We start from the raw sequence: 15,127 nt of genomic DNA, 5'->3' as shown, positions 1-15,127 counted from the left end.
ACGATAGCCCACTACCAGTCCCTCACTCAATATCGCTTCTGATCAGGGAGCTTCCGACATGAGGTTGCGCAAATCATTGGGTGATCGCGACGCGTCCTCGTGTTGCGCGGCGAGAGGAGGCTGGAGTACCCTACGGGCCGTGTGGCGAGGCCTGTGCATGGCCTCGACCGGAGCCGCACCAGCCAGGAAAGATCTCCGAAATTGACGTCCTTCGAACAACCGAGGCTGGGGGACCATCCGAGACTCTTGCTTCTCGTCCTCGCACGCGATGAGCAGGCCAGTTTAGCCGATGTTCTGGGCCAGGTCCCTGCGACGCTGTGCGAGAAGTTTCAGGTCGAGGCATTGCTCATCGACGACGCGTCGAACGATGCCACCTTCGAGCAAGCGACCGACATGCGACGGAGCGGGGTCCTGCCCTTTCCGCTCGAAGTCCTCTCGTCGAGCGTGCCACGTGGCTACGGAGGCTGTCAGAAACTCGGCTTCCAATACGCCGTCGATCGCCGATTCGATTGCGTTGCGGTCGTCGACTGCGCAGGTGATCTGGGAGCCGCAAACATCGAAGCCCTGCTGGGCCCTCTAGTCGAAGGGAGAGCGGACGCGGCTTCGATGGCTCCGGCACCGGGAAGCCGGGAACGCTGGGCTACGCGACTCGTCGGCCGGGTAGTGCGACGCCGGGTGGCGAGCCTGCATGCGGGCCTTCGCGCCTATCGGGTGGAGGCGCTCCGCAACATTCCGTTCGCCCTCGACACGGGCAGTCGACACATCGATACCGAGGTCCTCATACAGTTTCTCTTCAGCGGCATGCGCGTCGTCGAAGTCACACCTCCCTACGACCGCGGGTCGCGGGGGGCGACGCCGTCGTGGCAGCACATCCGTGACGCGCTCAGAGCGGTGGTCCGCGCTCGGATGCAACAGATGAACTTGTTCTACGAGCGTCGCTTCGACTGCGCGCCACAGGACCGAGGCAACGCGCACTACGAGTTAAAGCTCGGCTTCGACAGCAGTCACCGGCGAGCGCTCGCACAGGTTCCCCGCGGGTCCCGGGTGCTGGATCTGGGCTGCGCCGGCGGGTACTTCGCGCAGGTTCTGGAGCGCGAGCGCGCCTGTACGGTGACCGCGGTCGACCGGGAACCGCTTGCTCCGGGCGTCGAGGTCAGCAAGTTTCACCACTGCGATCTCGATTCTGGTCCACCGGACCTGGACTATGGAAGCTATGACGTCGTCGTCATGCTCGACGTGATCGAACACCTTCGCGCTCCCGAAGAGTTCGCGCAGGCGCTGTACCGGGCCACCTCGTCCGTACCCGGGCTCAGATTGATCTTCACCACCGGCAACATCGGGTTCTTCCTGACTCGCATCATGCTGCTGTCCGGGCAGTTCAACTACGGCAAACGGGGCATCCTGGATCTGACCCACACGCGGCTCTTCACCTTCTCGACCTTCAGGCGACTCTTCGAACAGGACGGCTTCCGCGTCGTGCACGAAGAGGGCGTGCCTGCCCCGTTCCCCCTCGCGACCTCGAACCGGACGCTCAGCGCCTCACTACTCACACTCAGCCGTCTCCTGATCCGACCGTTCCGGCGCCTCTTTTCCTACCAAATGCTCCTCGTCCTGGAGCCGCGAGCGTCGCTCGCATTCCTTCTCGCCGAGGCGAAGACGGCCACCGCAAAACGCGAGGCCAGGCTCGGACCCATGACGGGGACCTGAGATGAAACTTCGTGCCTGGTTGATGCGTGCGCTGGCATCGTCGTTGATCATGGGCTGCGTGTCGCCACCCGCCGCCCCGCCAGAGAAGCCGGGCAATATCTTCGTCATCGTCGTCGACACGCTCCGGCGCGATCACGTCTCCGCGTACGGGTCAAAGACGCGAACGCCCAACATCGACCGCGTCGCCACCCGGGGCCAGGTGCTCACGGAATCGGCCTCATCGTTTCACCAAACGACCATGTCGACAGCCGCTCTGTTCACGGGCCGAACGCCGAGCTTGGAGCGGACCGGCGGACAACAGTTGCATTGGAGCGGCCAGACCTGGTGCGGACTCGCACGCTTGGCGGCGAGCGAAGGCGACGACTGCATTCCCGAAGCGGTCTCTACCCTCGCCGAGGAGATGCGAAAGCTCGGCTACCGCACAGTAGGGGTCATCGCGAACGAGCTTCTCTACAAGCCGGGCGGCTACGAAAAAGGCTTCGATGAATGGGTGCAGGTCGCCCCGAGGACACCGGAGCAATCCAAGCGTAACGGGCCTGGTTCACTGCAGGCATCTGCCCGGCGCCGCAGTGCCAGGCCGGTAAACGCGGCGGTGCTGAAAGCTCTCGAGTCGCAACCGAAGGACCGTCCTCTCTTCGTCTACGTTCACTACATCGACGTGCACGAGTACCAGATCCTGAGTCGTTCCTACTCGGACGCGGTCCGGATCTTCGACGCCGACTTCGGCCTGCTGCTCGATGATCTCGAGAAGCGTGGCTACCTCGACGACGCCATGGTCGTCCTGACCTCCGACCACGGTGAGGCACTCGGGGAGACGCACGCGCTTCCCAGCAGTCGAGGGCACTTCGGGAACCCATCGTTCGAACCGCTCCTCCAGGTGCCGCTCCTCGCATCCGGAAACCTGGTCGAAGACCCATCCGCTTTCGTCCGGTCTCAAGATCTGTACGGCCTCCTGCTCCGCGCGGCAGGTGCTCCTGAGCTCCCAGCGTCACAGGACACGGAAAGAGGAGAGCTATTCCTCAGCGAGCTCGCCTATCAGACCTATCGCTCCGGTCGTTGGAAGAGCACCCGACCGCGCGATGGGCGATCAATCTCGCTCTTCGATCTGTCGGCCGATCCGGGAGAGACGAACGACGTTGCGGCGGCGCACCCCGCGATCGTCGCCAAGCATCAGAATCGCATCGACCAGCTTGAGACCGAGCTCTCTGCGGCAGACGTCCAGCCCAGAGGACTCTCGGCGAGTGACGAGGACCGGCTTCGCCAACTCGGCTACGTCGAGTAACGCTGATACGACACGACGGCGCCTCGCCGGCGTTCCAGCCGTCAGCCCCAGCCCTGGCAACCAGCCGCAAGCCTCACTCGACGTATCCGGGCGCTTCGAGGCGTTCGCGTGTCCCCACGGCGACGCCTCTGCTGATCGAACGGCCCGTCCTGCTGCTCAAGGCAGGCGGGGCCGCTCGGCACCCGTCCGAAGGGCCCGCCGCTCCCCTACCTCCGTCCACCGGCGAGCGCACACCGTAGTTGGGGCAACCTCGACCGACGAGCAATGCGCGCCATGCGAACCTCACATCAACCGTCCCCTCGTTGCCGCCGGGCTCCTATTGCGTCTGCCTCATCACTTCCCACGCGGATAGCCGAGCGGTCGCGAGGTGAAGCTCGTTGGCTCGTTGCACGACCTGATGAATCTCCCGCTTCAGCCAGGAGGGAGCCTTCTCCCATCCTGTTCCTCGCTTCTGGAGCCCTACGAGTTCCTCTCCGCGCCCGCGCAGCTCTCGCGCGAACCTTCCATTGACGCCGGCACGGCGTCGTCGATCCGCCGAGTGCAGGTGAGGAGAGGTTGCCCGTGTAGGCGTCCGGCGCGACACGTGGTCGAGCGCTCGGAAACTTGAATCCTCTTGCCCGGCAGACCGCCAAGAGTGGACGGATGGAGCCTGATGTCAAGAAGAAGATGGCCCGATAGAGCACGCGCACTCGTGCGAGTGACAGGCGACGCGGACGCTCAGAGCCGGCAGTGAGACGACGGCAAGAATCCGTGCCGCGATCGGAACGTCGGTGGCTCAGGATGCTCTCGTGCCCTCAGTTCGTTCAATAGTGTCACACGGGATGGCCGGTCTGCTCAGCTTCGGCACCCTCGATCAACCCACGCCGGGTTCGGGCTGGCAGAGTTGATCTGAGTCGGAGCGATGCCCGCGGTAGAGCGGTCCGCTGCGATCGGGACCGACCATGCGGTAGCGGTTGTGAGCAGGGCGGCCAGGAAGACCGAAAAGGCTGGATCACGGATCGGGCGCCCTCGGCCCTCGGCCCTCTGCGTGGAGTGTGCAAAGCTAGGCTCGTCTCGGACGAGCGCCACCAGAAGATGGTCTCATCTCACGCCATTGGAACGAACAGGCGTTGCATGCCCACTTTGGGTGATCGTGGGTTACGACGCAGCCCACGAGTTTGACCCAGCCCTTTTCGATTTGTTGTTGCATTCGCTTATCCGGCGCAACGAACCCGTACACGAGATGCGCGAAGTCCGGGCTGTCGCAGTTCGGGCACGCCCCGAAGGGCCGGGCGATGGCCACTGGGTCCCTACATTTGGGGCATATCAATTCCTGCGACGTGTGGGAGGTTGCCAGGCGACTGCCGCACTCATCGCAGAGCCAGTCTGAGTCATCCTTGGCGATCGTCTGAGGGGTGTCGCAGTTTGTGCACGTCCAGATATTGCGGCGATCCATCGACTTGGCCAAAGCGGTACTGCAGGTGGGGCATATCCAGGGTTTCCCTTAGGGCGGCGTTTCCATGGGCGGCGTCGCATCACTCGGGCGTCTTGAGGTCTTGTTCTTGCGTTTTTCGTTCCGAGCCCGTCTCCGCTCGGCGAAGTGTCGCTCGGCTTGCCTGCGCTCCTCATAGTCGTCTCGGATCGTTCGCAGGATGTGTTCTGGACGCTGATCGCTGTGGTCGTCGTTCAGCAGGCGAAGAAGATGGAGCAACTTGTCGAAGTTGGTCGTGGCCGCGTAGCTGTCGAAGTATTGGCCGTGCTGAGTCTGCTCCTCCATACTGACGAGGAAGCGAGCGGTCTCCTCGGCGGTGCCTCTAGGTACATCGCTTCGCGAGGTCCGCGCATTACGCACCTCTGAGAGAACCTCGGCGGTGCGAGTCAGAGGCGTGCAGTATTCACCTCCGCCTTGTGGAGTCCCGTACCGTCGGTTTAGGTAGCGGAGGTGGTCGCGGGCGGCGCGCACGGCCCGCTCGCGTGCCTGATCGTGGTCCAAGCCCATTTCGATGAAGCACTGAAACGGATCGGGTGGCAGACTGTCGAACGACCATTCCCACCATTTTCCGAGGCTGTTTGCGCAGAGGCTTGCGGGGATCAGGACCAGGCCCAAGGAGGTGAGCTAGGACCGGACAAGTTCTGAGGGGAAGAGATGTTTCATCATCTTTCCAGGGAAATAAATCCGCTTATGCTCAGGCACGTCTTTCGAAGGCCCAAGGACTTCTGGGCCCACTGTTCGGCGGACTCTCGGGTGTGGGGAGGTTCCGCGAGGGTGTCGTCTTGGTCGTGTTATTCCAGTGCAAGGAGTCCTTCGGCCACCTCTATCGCCGCACGGATCTCACTGACGCCCGGCATCCCTGTGCGAGATGCTGTCGCCGAACTTTATGCTAAGGTTCCCCCGTGCGTCGTCGCGAACTTTCTCTGAAATCAATCGCGGCGGCATCTCTGTTCGCGCTTTGGTCATGCGCCTGCGTCAGCAATCCCGAGAAAACGACTGCATCTCCGCCGAGCTTCGTCTTGATCGTCGTTGATACACTCCGCAGTGATCGACTGCACTACGCAGGGTACGAAAAGGCTGAATCCCCCGCGATCGACCAACTCGCCGGAGAGTCCACTTCGTTCGAACGTGCCTACGCGACCGCGTCCTGGACTATTCCGTCCGTCGCCTCGCTGTTTCTCTCCCAGCTAGGCTTCGAGCATCGAATGGTCGTGTTCGGCTCAGCGCTTCGCAAAGATCAAGTCACCCTGGTCGAGCAGCTGAGCGCGGCAGGGTACGAAACTGCGGGCTTCGTATCTAATCCACTTCTCGACGAAGCTAGCGGCTTTGAAAAACGCTTCGGAACCTACGAGTACATGATCTATCCCGAGTCGGACGGCATGGAACTAACGAATCGGGCCCTTGGATGGCTGGGCTCCTTGCGGCGGCAGGAAGTGGAGGAAAAAAGGGAGAACCCGTTCTTCTTGTATGTGCATTACATGGAGCCCCATCTCCCCTACCTTTGCCTGACCGAAGACAACACAACGTGCCCAGAAGATCCTGAAACTTTAACGAAGCGGCTCTATGGGGGAAGCTGGAAATTTAGCGAAAAGGAAAAGCTACTTATTCATGAACTCTACGACCTGGAAGTGCATCATCTCGATCAAGTAATCCAATCACTGCTTTCGGGCCTCGAGGCCCTCGACCTTGGTGAGACGTGGGTGGTCTTCACCTCCGACCACGGAGAGCTTCTCGGCGAGGATGGCCGCTACACGCATGGGGGCACATTGGTAGAGGAACTGATTCATGTACCGCTTCTGATTCGCAACCCTCGCCCGAAATCCGGATCGATCGACGTACCCGTTTCCTTGATCGACGTAGCCCCGACCATTCTCGACCTTGCGGGCATCGAACTTCCCGCCTCGTTTCGTGGACGCAGTCTGGCCGGATCACTTCGTGGCGAGGAGCTAGCTCCAGAGACGATTCTCGCTGAACTCCATCGGGCAAAGCCCGGCGCATTCGGCGCTAAGCTGAACGACTCCCTCGACCCCATCGACCGGCTCGCGGTCATCAACGGCGATTCCAAGGTGGTTCTTCGGCAAGACGGGGCGATTGCCGAGTTCAACCTGGCTACGGACCGAAAAGAACGCTCACCGCGTCGCGTCGACGAAGCTCATCTAGTCGAAAAACTCGGGAAACTACGGGGCAAAATTGACTTCGAAGGCGAGGCCGAAGCCGTCCGGCCTATGAACCGAGAGACGCTCAAACGCCTACAGGTTTTGGGCTACGTTCCATGACCGTCTGTCCCTGAGCAGAGACGAAAACATCGGGGCGGTCCTCTGTCCTATCCGCACTCGCGCGAGCGTCATCGGTTCATGAATCCGCTTCGCACCCGCCCACCGACGGCGACCAAGGAGCCTGTGACGGTAGACGAATTAAAGGCGACGATAGGAAGCACGAACGGCCTATTTGCCCAGGTCGCCGGGTAGCCGCCACCGCGAAGCCTGGAGCGAGGTCCAGTTTTGGGGTCCAGGCGGCCGCGTCGTAGCCGCCGGGCGGCGATCATGCCCTCGCTCTCCGGGTGGGCCGTCATCGAGAGGTAGATCCACGGCGCCTCCGGGAATCCTGGATGGAAGGCGAAGCCGAGAAGCCCGATCTCGAAATTTGGATGGAGGGCGATCCGTTCGGAGAGGTCGAGAAGCACCCGAAGGCTTGGGTCGTCTTCGGTGAAGGTGACGAGCTTCCCGGGCTGTCGTCTTCCAATCCGTACTCGTGCCTCTGCAGCTTCCGGGGGATGGCTGCTGGGCGGCGTCGTCCCTGCGGAGTTTCACCTTGGCGGCGGCCCGGGAGCCCGGGATTCGCGCCGCGATGCCGAGGTCGGGAGGGCGGGGCCTCGTGTCCTCCGGCTGCCTTGACTTCAAGTTTCGCCGTGGGTAGTTCCCGTATTCTCCAAATGAAAATGAGTTTCAATTTCAGAACAAGTTGAGGCTCCGAGCGCCCCAATTGAGGGCCAGGAAGAGGAACCAAGGAGTCGGCGGCATGAGATGTACATCTTTCGAGAGACTCAGGTCGGTCATGGGCGCGATTGCGCTGGCGATGGCGATCAGCCTGGGGGGTTGTGGCACCAGCGGTACGGCGGGCGGGAGCAGCCCGGTTGACCCGCCTCCCGTGGACCCGCCTCCCGTGGACCCGTCGGTCGAGGTCCCCCGGGTCTACAGTTTTGAAAGCCGCTTCGACGCGGGCGAGAGCTCGGTCTCGTACAGCGGCCAGACCCACCGCCAGATTCTGATCAAGGACATGGCCTCGTTCATCTCGAGTCTGACCCAGGACATCGACTCGGGTGCGTTCACGCCGGCCGAGGGCGACGTCTCGGCGTCGCTGAATTACTACTTCGAGTTCGACAGCGATACGTCGAGCGGTGACTTCATCGCGGTCTCGACCACGCCGCCTCTTCTCCAGTCCACATACGGTGACATCTCGACCAACAAGGACCTCGTGTCGAAGATCGCCGGCAACGACGAGAAGGGCCAGCACGAGGACTGGTCTTCCGCTTTTCAGGGCTGGAGAGGTCCCGGGGGGGATTCGCCCGAGCGCCTCGTCCGCGCGTTCTTCGACATGCTCGACGAGCGCGCCGTCGCTCGGGTCAATGGCGATACGGGGCTGGACCCGAACGGCGAGCCGATCCCCGAGGTGTACGTCACGCCCGAGGGCTTGGATCTGAAACAGCTCATCGAGAAGTTCCTGCTGATGGCGGTGAATTACTCCCAGGGTACCGACGACTACCTCGACAACGACCTCGAGAACCACGGGATCAACAGCCAAAACGTGGAGCGCGGGAGCGATACGGCCTCGTACACGTCGCTCGAGCACATTTGGGACGAGGGCTTCGGCTATTTTGGCTCCGCCCGTGACTACGCCGAGTACAGCGATGACGAGGCGTCCGGAAAAGACGGCCGCCCCGCGTACGCGTCGGGCTACCATGACACGAACGGGGACGGCTCGATCGATCTGCGGTCCGAGATCAACTTTCACGCATCGGTGAATGCTTCGAAGCGAGACCGTGGGAGCGCGGACGACGACCCGACCGACTTCAGCAAGGATGCGATGGACGGGTTCCTTCGCGGTCGCGCGATCATCGATGCGGCGGCTGGCCCTCTGTCCGACGACCAAATGGCCGACCTCGTCGCGTCGCGCGGCCAAGCCGTGCTCGCGTGGGAAAATGCCATCGCCGCGACGGTGGTGCACTACGTCAATGACACGTTGGGCGTCATGGATACGATTGGTACCGCGGAGTACAGCCTGTCCGAGCACGCCAAGGTGTGGTCCGAAATGAAGGGCTTCGGACTCGGTCTTCAGTTCAATCCGCGCAGTCGGCTGAGCGACGCAGACTTTGGCACGCTCCACGACCTGATGCGGGATGCTCCGGTGCTATCGGGAGACGAAGACCTGGGTGAGTACCGAGAGGATCTGATCGCCGCCCGTGACCTCATGGGCAGCGCGTACGGCTTTGGGGGCTCGAACCTCACCGGGTGGTGAGATCGACTGGAGGAATTACAAGTGAATCGAATCATTCCCTTATGCGCCCTGGCGTCCTTGCTGACGCTGGGCGCTACTCCCGCAGTCGGCCAGCCGACGTTGGGAACCCCGAGCGTGAGCGGCGACCAGCTGATCTTTTTCTATGACGCTCGAACGGACCGTACGAGCTTTCTTAGTGTTGCGAACGTTTCGGACGACAGCATGACTATCGACGTCGCGCTCTACTCGGGGGACCTCACGACGGAGGTCGCGGGTGCGACCCTGTCGCTGGCGGGAGCGGCCAACACCGTGATCGACCCGTCGGCGTTCGGAGGAGGTGGAGCGGCCGGTACGGCGGGGCTCGCGGTCGTGACGCCGGTGGTCAGCTCCGACGATCTCACGCCGGTCGTGCCTTCGCAGCCGATCGTCGGCGGCTTTACGTTCGCCAACCTGCAGCTTTCCTCTGGTTTTGGCCAGAACCCCTTTGCTCGTTCGGCGGTGGGTGCGGGCTCCGGCGCCCCGGCGGCGCCGGGTACGCAGGTCGATGGCGTGAGCGTGGTCTATGAGCGGTTCGATCCGGGCATCCTGAACATCCCGGTCTACTTCGACCCGGCGACGCTGGCGCCGCCCGCCAACGACGGCAACCGGATTCTGATCGCAGCGTTTGCAGACCGATACGATGGCGCGTTCTCGATCGCACCGGTCTCGACGCAGGCCGCCGTGACGTTTTTCGACAACGCGGGGGTGCGGATCGCTGAGAACTCGATCTCGATTGACGGAGTTCTCTTCAGTGACCTACAGAGTGCCTCGGGCGGCGCCGCGATCGAGGGCAGCAGCGGCAAGGTTTTCTTCGCGGTAAACGCCCAGGGCGGCAACGTCTTCGGCCTCTTCAGCCAGTCGATTGGCACCTTCGCTGCCGGTCAGCGCATGCCCGCGGTCGAGGAGGTCCCGGTCGGCGTTGATCCTCCCGCGCCGCCCCCGAGCGGGCCGTTCAGTCGCAATGCACTGCTGGGGCAATTCGCCGACGAGTTGGTGCTCCCTGCGGTGCGCGATTTCGCCAGCCAGGCGCAGGCCCTATCCAGCGCGGTCGGAGCGCACGCACGCGGGCCAAATGATTCGACGCGCACGGCGGCGCAGGCTGCGTGGAGTGCGGCGATGGAGACCTTCCAGCGCTTGGAGCCCATGCAGTTTGGGCCAGCGGGATCCGCGAGCATGTTCATGGGAGGGCAGGGGATTCGGGACGAGATCTACTCGTGGCCGATCACGAACTACTGCGCGGTCGATCAGAAGACCGTGGACGACGACTTCCGCAATCCGAAATTTTTCGAGTCGGGGCTCGTGAACGTCTATGGTCTCGATGCGCTTGAGGTCCTGCTCTTCCGTACGGGCGAGAGCAACGAGTGCGATCCGCGCGTCGACATCAATCGAGACGGGACGTGGAGCGCGTTGGTCGGCGCGGGAGGGCTGCAGCAGCGCCAGGCCGATTACGCTCTGGTGCTCGCGCAGGGCATTTCGCAGCAGGCAAACCGGCTGCGCGACGCCTGGGAGCCGTCCGGGGGCAATTTCGCTGCCGACGTCCGCAATGCGGGTATCGGGGGTTCCGTTTACGGCTCTGCCAAGGAGGCTCTCGACGAGGTCTTCGCGGCCTTCTTCTTCATGGACACCGACTTGAAGGATGGGAAGCTTGCGGTGCCCGCTGGGATCAGTCCCGAGTGCGGGAGCCCGGCGTGCCCCGAGGATGTCGAACTGCCGTTCTCGCGTGAATCCAAGAGGGCGCTGCTCGCCAATCTCGATGGAGCGAGTGGTATCTTCGCCGGCGAAGGTACTGCGGGCCAGGGGTTTGCTTGGTACCTGCGCGACATGGGCGCGACGGTCCTCGCGGACCGGATGACCAGCCAGCTCGTGCGGGCGCGCGGATCGGTGCAGGCGATCCCGGGTCGCTTGAGCGACGCCCTGTCGACTGCCCCAGGAGTTGCGAACGACGCCCACACGCAGATTCAGATCTTCACTACCGATCTGAAGAGCGAGTTCGTCTCGGTACTCAATCTCACCATCCCGCTAGAGGGTGCAGGGGACAACGACTGACGTCGGGCTCATGGAGAGCATGATGCCAGAGGCCTCCCGGAACGAACCGTTCCGGGGGGCAGCCTTGTTCAAGCCGGTCGACGCTGCAAGTCTCGCTGCGTTCCGAATCGGCTTCGGTGTGCTGCTCGCCGCGGGGCTGACGCGCTTTCTCGCGGAAGGTTGGGTGAGCGTCCTCTTCGTAGAGCCGAGCTTCTTCTTCAAGTACTGGGGATTCGCCTGGGTCCCGGAACCGCCGGCGGGCGTGATGTACGCGCTCTACGGAACGCTTTGCCTGCTCGCACTGGCCTTTGCGGCCGGCCTTCAGTTCCGCATCGTCGCGGTCCTGCTGTTCCTCGGGTTTTCGTGGGTCGAGCTGATCGATGTCACGAACTACCTAAATCACTACTACCTCGTCTCGCTTCTCCTCCTCCTGTCCACGTTCCTTCCGCTGGGATGGACCTGGTCGGTCGACGCGCGAAGGCGCCCGGAGCGGGCCCGCGACACGGTCCCGGCTTGGGTCTTGTACCTCCTGCGGTTTCAGGTCGGTGTCGTTTATTTGTACGCGGGGTTCGCCAAGGTGGGAGGCGATTGGCTTCTGCACGCCCAGCCACTGGGCATCTGGCTGGCGGCGCGCGATGAGTTGCCGATACTCGGAGCTTGGTTCACCAACGGGTGGGTTCCGTACCTCGTCAGCTGGGCCGGCTTCTTGTTCGATTCGAGCATCGTGCTGTTCCTGTCGTGGCGCCGGACACGAGCGTTGGCCTTCGCGGCGGTGTTGGTCTTCCACACCGGTACGCACCTCTTGTTCGACATCGGGCTGTTCCCGTTTTTGATGCCGCTCGCGGCGACGATCTTCTTCTCGCCCGATTGGCCTCGTCGTCTTTTGTCGCGAATCGCGTCCTCGGCTCCTGCGCGGCCGGTCGCGCGGGCGAACCTGGACGTCGTCGGGTGGACGCCTCGACGACGTTGGCTCGCGGTTCCGATCGTGGGCTACGTTGCTCTTCAGGCGCTCCTGCCGCTACGCTTCCTGGCCTACGGCGGTGACGTGCTCTGGCATGAGCAAGGCATGCGTTGGTCGTGGAAGGTGATGGTTCGCGAGAAGAACGGGAGCATCGACTACCGGGTGCGCAACGCGGAGACCGGTCGCGAGTGGCAGGTCGGGCCCATGCGCTACCTGACGTGGCGGCAAGCGAACGAGATGACCGGCCAGCCCGATCTGATCTTGCAACTCGCGCATCACATCGCCGAGGACTTTGCGGATCGTGGGCTCGGGCCGGTGGAGGTGCGCGTCGACGCGCTCGTCTCCCTGAACGGCCGTCGCGCGGCTCGCCTGATCGACCCCTCTGCCGACCTCACCCGGGTCCGCGACGGGGTTGCCCCGGCGGGCTGGATCCTGCCCCGGAACGACGAGCCACCGTTGCGGGTCGTCCACCGGATGTCCTGAGCTCCCCGACGTCATGATTCTTCATCCCCACGGAATCCTTGCTGTGGCCGCGCTCTTGCTGGCCACGGGGTCTGCGCGCGCCCAGGACGAGGCCCCGACGCCGAGCCGCACTCGGATCGAAGAGATCCGCATCGTTGGCAAGAAGTCCGACGCCGCGCGGATCGCGGGCTCGGCGACCGTCATCGAGGAGGAGGACCTCGAACGGTTCGAGTACGATGATCCGCACAGCATTCTGCGAATGGTGCCCGGCGTCTATCTCCGCGAGGAGGACGGCTTCGGGCTGCGGCCGAATATCGGTATCCGCGGGGTGAGCGCCGAGCGCAGTGCCAAGGTGACGCTGATGGAGGACGGGATTCTCTTCGGGCCGGCCCCGTATTCGGCTCCCGCCGCGTACTACTTTCCGTTGATGACCCGTATGGTCGCGGTCGAGGTCTTCAAAGGGCCTGCGTCGGTTCGGTATGGTCCGCAGACGGTCGGGGGTGCGATCAACTTCGTCAGCCGTCGAATCCCGATCGAGCCGACCGTTGCGGTTGATGCGGCATACGGAAGCTACGGCTATGGCAAGTTTCACGGGTGGGCCGGGGGCACTTGGGAGAACTTCGGGTTGTCGCTCGAGGGTGTGCACCTTCAGAGCAGCGGGTTCAAGGAGCTCGACGGAGGAGGCCCGACCGGTTTTCAGCGAAACGAGATCGTTCTGAAGGGCGAGGCGGGTTTCGATCTGGGGGCCGGCTTCTTCCTCAACAACGGAATCAAGCTCGGTTACTCCGACGAGAGTTCTGACGAGACGTATCTGGGGCTGTCGGACGCAGACTTCGAGGAGAATCCCTACCGGCGTTACGTGTCCAGTCAGCTTGGTCAAATGGAGTGGGACCGCCAACAATACCAATTCACGCAGCTTCTCACGTGGCGAGACGAGCTGAACCTCCAGCTCACCGCATACCGTCACGACTTCAAGAGGGCGTGGACGAAGTTGAACCGTTTCGCGCCGGGAGCGCCAACGCTGCGTGACATCTTCGCCAACCCGACGGGGATCAATGCGGTGTTCCTCGCGGTGCTCAAGGGGGAGCAGGACACGAGTAATCGGCTCGAAACGCTCCGAATCGGCACGAACGATCGAGAATTTGTTTCGCAGGGCATTCAGCTGCAGGGCGATGGGGAGGTGCAGACCGGGCCGTTGACCCACGGGCTGAGCGGCGGGGTGCGGATCCACTATGATCGAATCGACCGGGACCACACCGAGGATCCGTACGACATGTTCGGCGGCAGCCTCGAACGCACGGCCACCCCCACGATCACGATCGTCGACAGCGTCGGGTCTACGACCGCCTGGGCGTTCTATGTGGAAGACGAGATCGAGTGGGAGGATCTCGTTGTGACGGCGGGCGTGCGAGCCGAGCTCATCGATACGAAGTTCGACGAGCAGGTAGGGCCGGAGCCCGCACACCAGACCAGCTCACAGGACGTCGTCATCCCCGGCATCGGAGCCGTCTACTTCATCGATGACAGTTGGAGCGTGCTCGGCGGTGTGCACCGTGGCTTCAGCCCCGTCGCACCGGGGCAGGCCGAGAATGCGGATCCCGAGGAAGCCACCAACTACGAGCTCGGAGGGCGCTTCTTCTGGGAGGAGTCTTCGGCGGAGGTCATCGGTTTCTGGAGCGATTACAGCAACCTGATCGCGAACTGCCGGCAAGTCACGGGCTGCGAACCGAGCGAGGTGGACGAGCAGTTCAACGGCGGGGCGGTCGACGTCATCGGCGCCGAGGTCCAGCTCGCGCACGCCTTTGAAACTGCCTGGTCCTTCAACGTCCCGACTTCACTCGTGTACACCTACACCCACTCCGAGTTCCGTTCGACGTTTTCTTCGGCGAGCCCGGTATTCGGAGACGTGGAGGAGGGCGACGAGCTTCCGTACCTCCCAGAGCATCTTGTGACCGCGAACGTCGGATTGCTCGGCGATCACTGGGACGTGACTCTGTCGATGCGCTACGTTGGCACGATGCGCGACGTCGCGGGACAGGGCCCCATCCCGGAGAATGAGAAGATCCCATCGGCCTTCGTCGCGGATCTCGCGATGGGCTGGAGCCCGGTCGAGTGGGTGCGCCTGTATGTCACGATCGCCAACGCCTTCGACAATGAGTACATCGTGTCGAGAAGGCCTTTCGGTGCTCGGCCCGGCCTCCCGCGGATGGTCGCGGGCGGTTTCAAGGTGCTTCTGGACTGAGGTCCAGCGAATTCTCGATGTGACCTGCTCTGAGTGTTTCGTGCCAGCCGAGACATGAGAATCTGCCTCTCCGGCAACCAGTACGGAGAGCAGAATGCGCAAGAGCAGATTCACAGACGACCAGATGGTGAAGATCCTCCGGGAGACCGATCGGTCCCCGGTGGCCGGCGTCGCGAAGAAGCACGGCGTCAGCGAGCAGACGATCTACGCTTGGAAGAAGCGGTTCGGTTCGATGACGGCGAGCGACACCAAGCGGCTTCGCTCGCTCGAGCAGGAGAATGCTCGGCTCAAGAAGCTGGTCGTCGAGCGTGATCTCGAGATCGAAGTCATGAAGGAGATCTCGGCAAAAAAGTGGTGAGCGCACGCGTTCGTCGCCGACAGGTCGCCTACGCATCCTCGCGTGGCCTGTCGGTGCGAAGGGCGTGTGCGCTGATCCAAACGGCC

General features: G+C 63.0%; 9 protein-coding genes and 1 pseudogene. 8 read left to right on the top strand and 2 right to left on the bottom strand.

Annotated features, from left to right (window positions below; translation table 11 throughout):
• The first annotated feature begins 246 nt into the window (after window positions 1–246).
• Both P8R42_08395 and P8R42_08390 read left to right on the top strand, forming a co-directional pair.
• Window positions 247–1,707 carry a bifunctional glycosyltransferase/class I SAM-dependent methyltransferase gene (locus P8R42_08395; protein MDG2304665.1) on the top strand — a complete coding sequence of 487 codons (1,461 nt, stop codon included), beginning with the start codon at window positions 247–249 and terminating at the stop codon, window positions 1,705–1,707.
• Window position 1,708: 1 nt separating this feature from the next.
• Complete coding sequence (locus P8R42_08390; protein ID MDG2304664.1) at window positions 1,709–2,989, top strand: sulfatase; 1,281 nt, start codon at window positions 1,709–1,711, stop codon at window positions 2,987–2,989.
• A gap of 1,483 nt (window positions 2,990–4,472) precedes the next feature.
• On the opposite strand, the gene P8R42_08385 is transcribed toward P8R42_08390, so the two are convergent.
• Window positions 4,473–5,075: a hypothetical protein gene (locus P8R42_08385; GenBank protein ID MDG2304663.1), complete on the bottom strand. Its 603-nt coding sequence runs from the start codon at window positions 5,073–5,075 to the stop codon at window positions 4,473–4,475.
• A 287-nt stretch (window positions 5,076–5,362) separates the two neighbouring features.
• On the opposite strand from P8R42_08385, the gene P8R42_08380 reads away from it, so the two are divergent.
• Window positions 5,363–6,736 (top strand): sulfatase, encoded by a 1,374-nt coding sequence (locus P8R42_08380; GenBank protein ID MDG2304662.1) that lies wholly within the window; start codon window positions 5,363–5,365, stop codon window positions 6,734–6,736.
• 68 nt (window positions 6,737–6,804) lie between these two features.
• Here the strand turns inward: P8R42_08380 and P8R42_08375 are convergent, their stop codons facing one another.
• Window positions 6,805–7,143: a hypothetical protein gene (locus P8R42_08375; protein MDG2304661.1), complete on the bottom strand. Its 339-nt coding sequence runs from the start codon at window positions 7,141–7,143 to the stop codon at window positions 6,805–6,807.
• A 335-nt stretch (window positions 7,144–7,478) separates the two neighbouring features.
• Here P8R42_08375 and P8R42_08370 point away from each other — a divergent pair, with 335 nt between their 5' ends.
• The 5 genes and pseudogenes from P8R42_08370 to P8R42_08350 all read left to right on the top strand — a co-directional run bounded on the left by P8R42_08370 (window position 7,479) and on the right by P8R42_08350 (window position 15,127).
• Complete coding sequence (locus P8R42_08370) at window positions 7,479–8,975, top strand: DUF4856 domain-containing protein (GenBank protein ID MDG2304660.1); 1,497 nt, start codon at window positions 7,479–7,481, stop codon at window positions 8,973–8,975.
• 21 nt (window positions 8,976–8,996) lie between these two features.
• Entirely contained in the window at window positions 8,997–11,039 is a 2,043-nt protein-coding gene (locus P8R42_08365) for an imelysin family protein (protein ID MDG2304659.1), read from the top strand.
• 22 nt (window positions 11,040–11,061) lie between these two features.
• The gene (locus tag P8R42_08360) at window positions 11,062–12,462 is read left to right on the top strand and encodes an HTTM domain-containing protein (protein ID MDG2304658.1); all 1,401 of its coding nucleotides are present in this window, start codon (window positions 11,062–11,064) and stop codon (window positions 12,460–12,462) included.
• Window positions 12,463–12,475: 13 nt separating this feature from the next.
• Window positions 12,476–14,683, top strand: a complete 2,208-nt coding sequence (locus P8R42_08355) for a TonB-dependent receptor (GenBank protein MDG2304657.1) — start codon at window positions 12,476–12,478, stop codon at window positions 14,681–14,683.
• Window positions 14,684–14,777: 94 nt separating this feature from the next.
• A pseudogene (locus P8R42_08350) lies at window positions 14,778–15,127 on the top strand (transposase).

This window comes from Candidatus Binatia bacterium (genome assembly GCA_029243485.1).
In the GTDB taxonomy this organism is placed as follows: Bacteria; Desulfobacterota; Binatia; order UBA12015; family UBA12015; genus VGTG01.
This window is presented reverse-complemented; position numbering and strand designations above follow the sequence as displayed.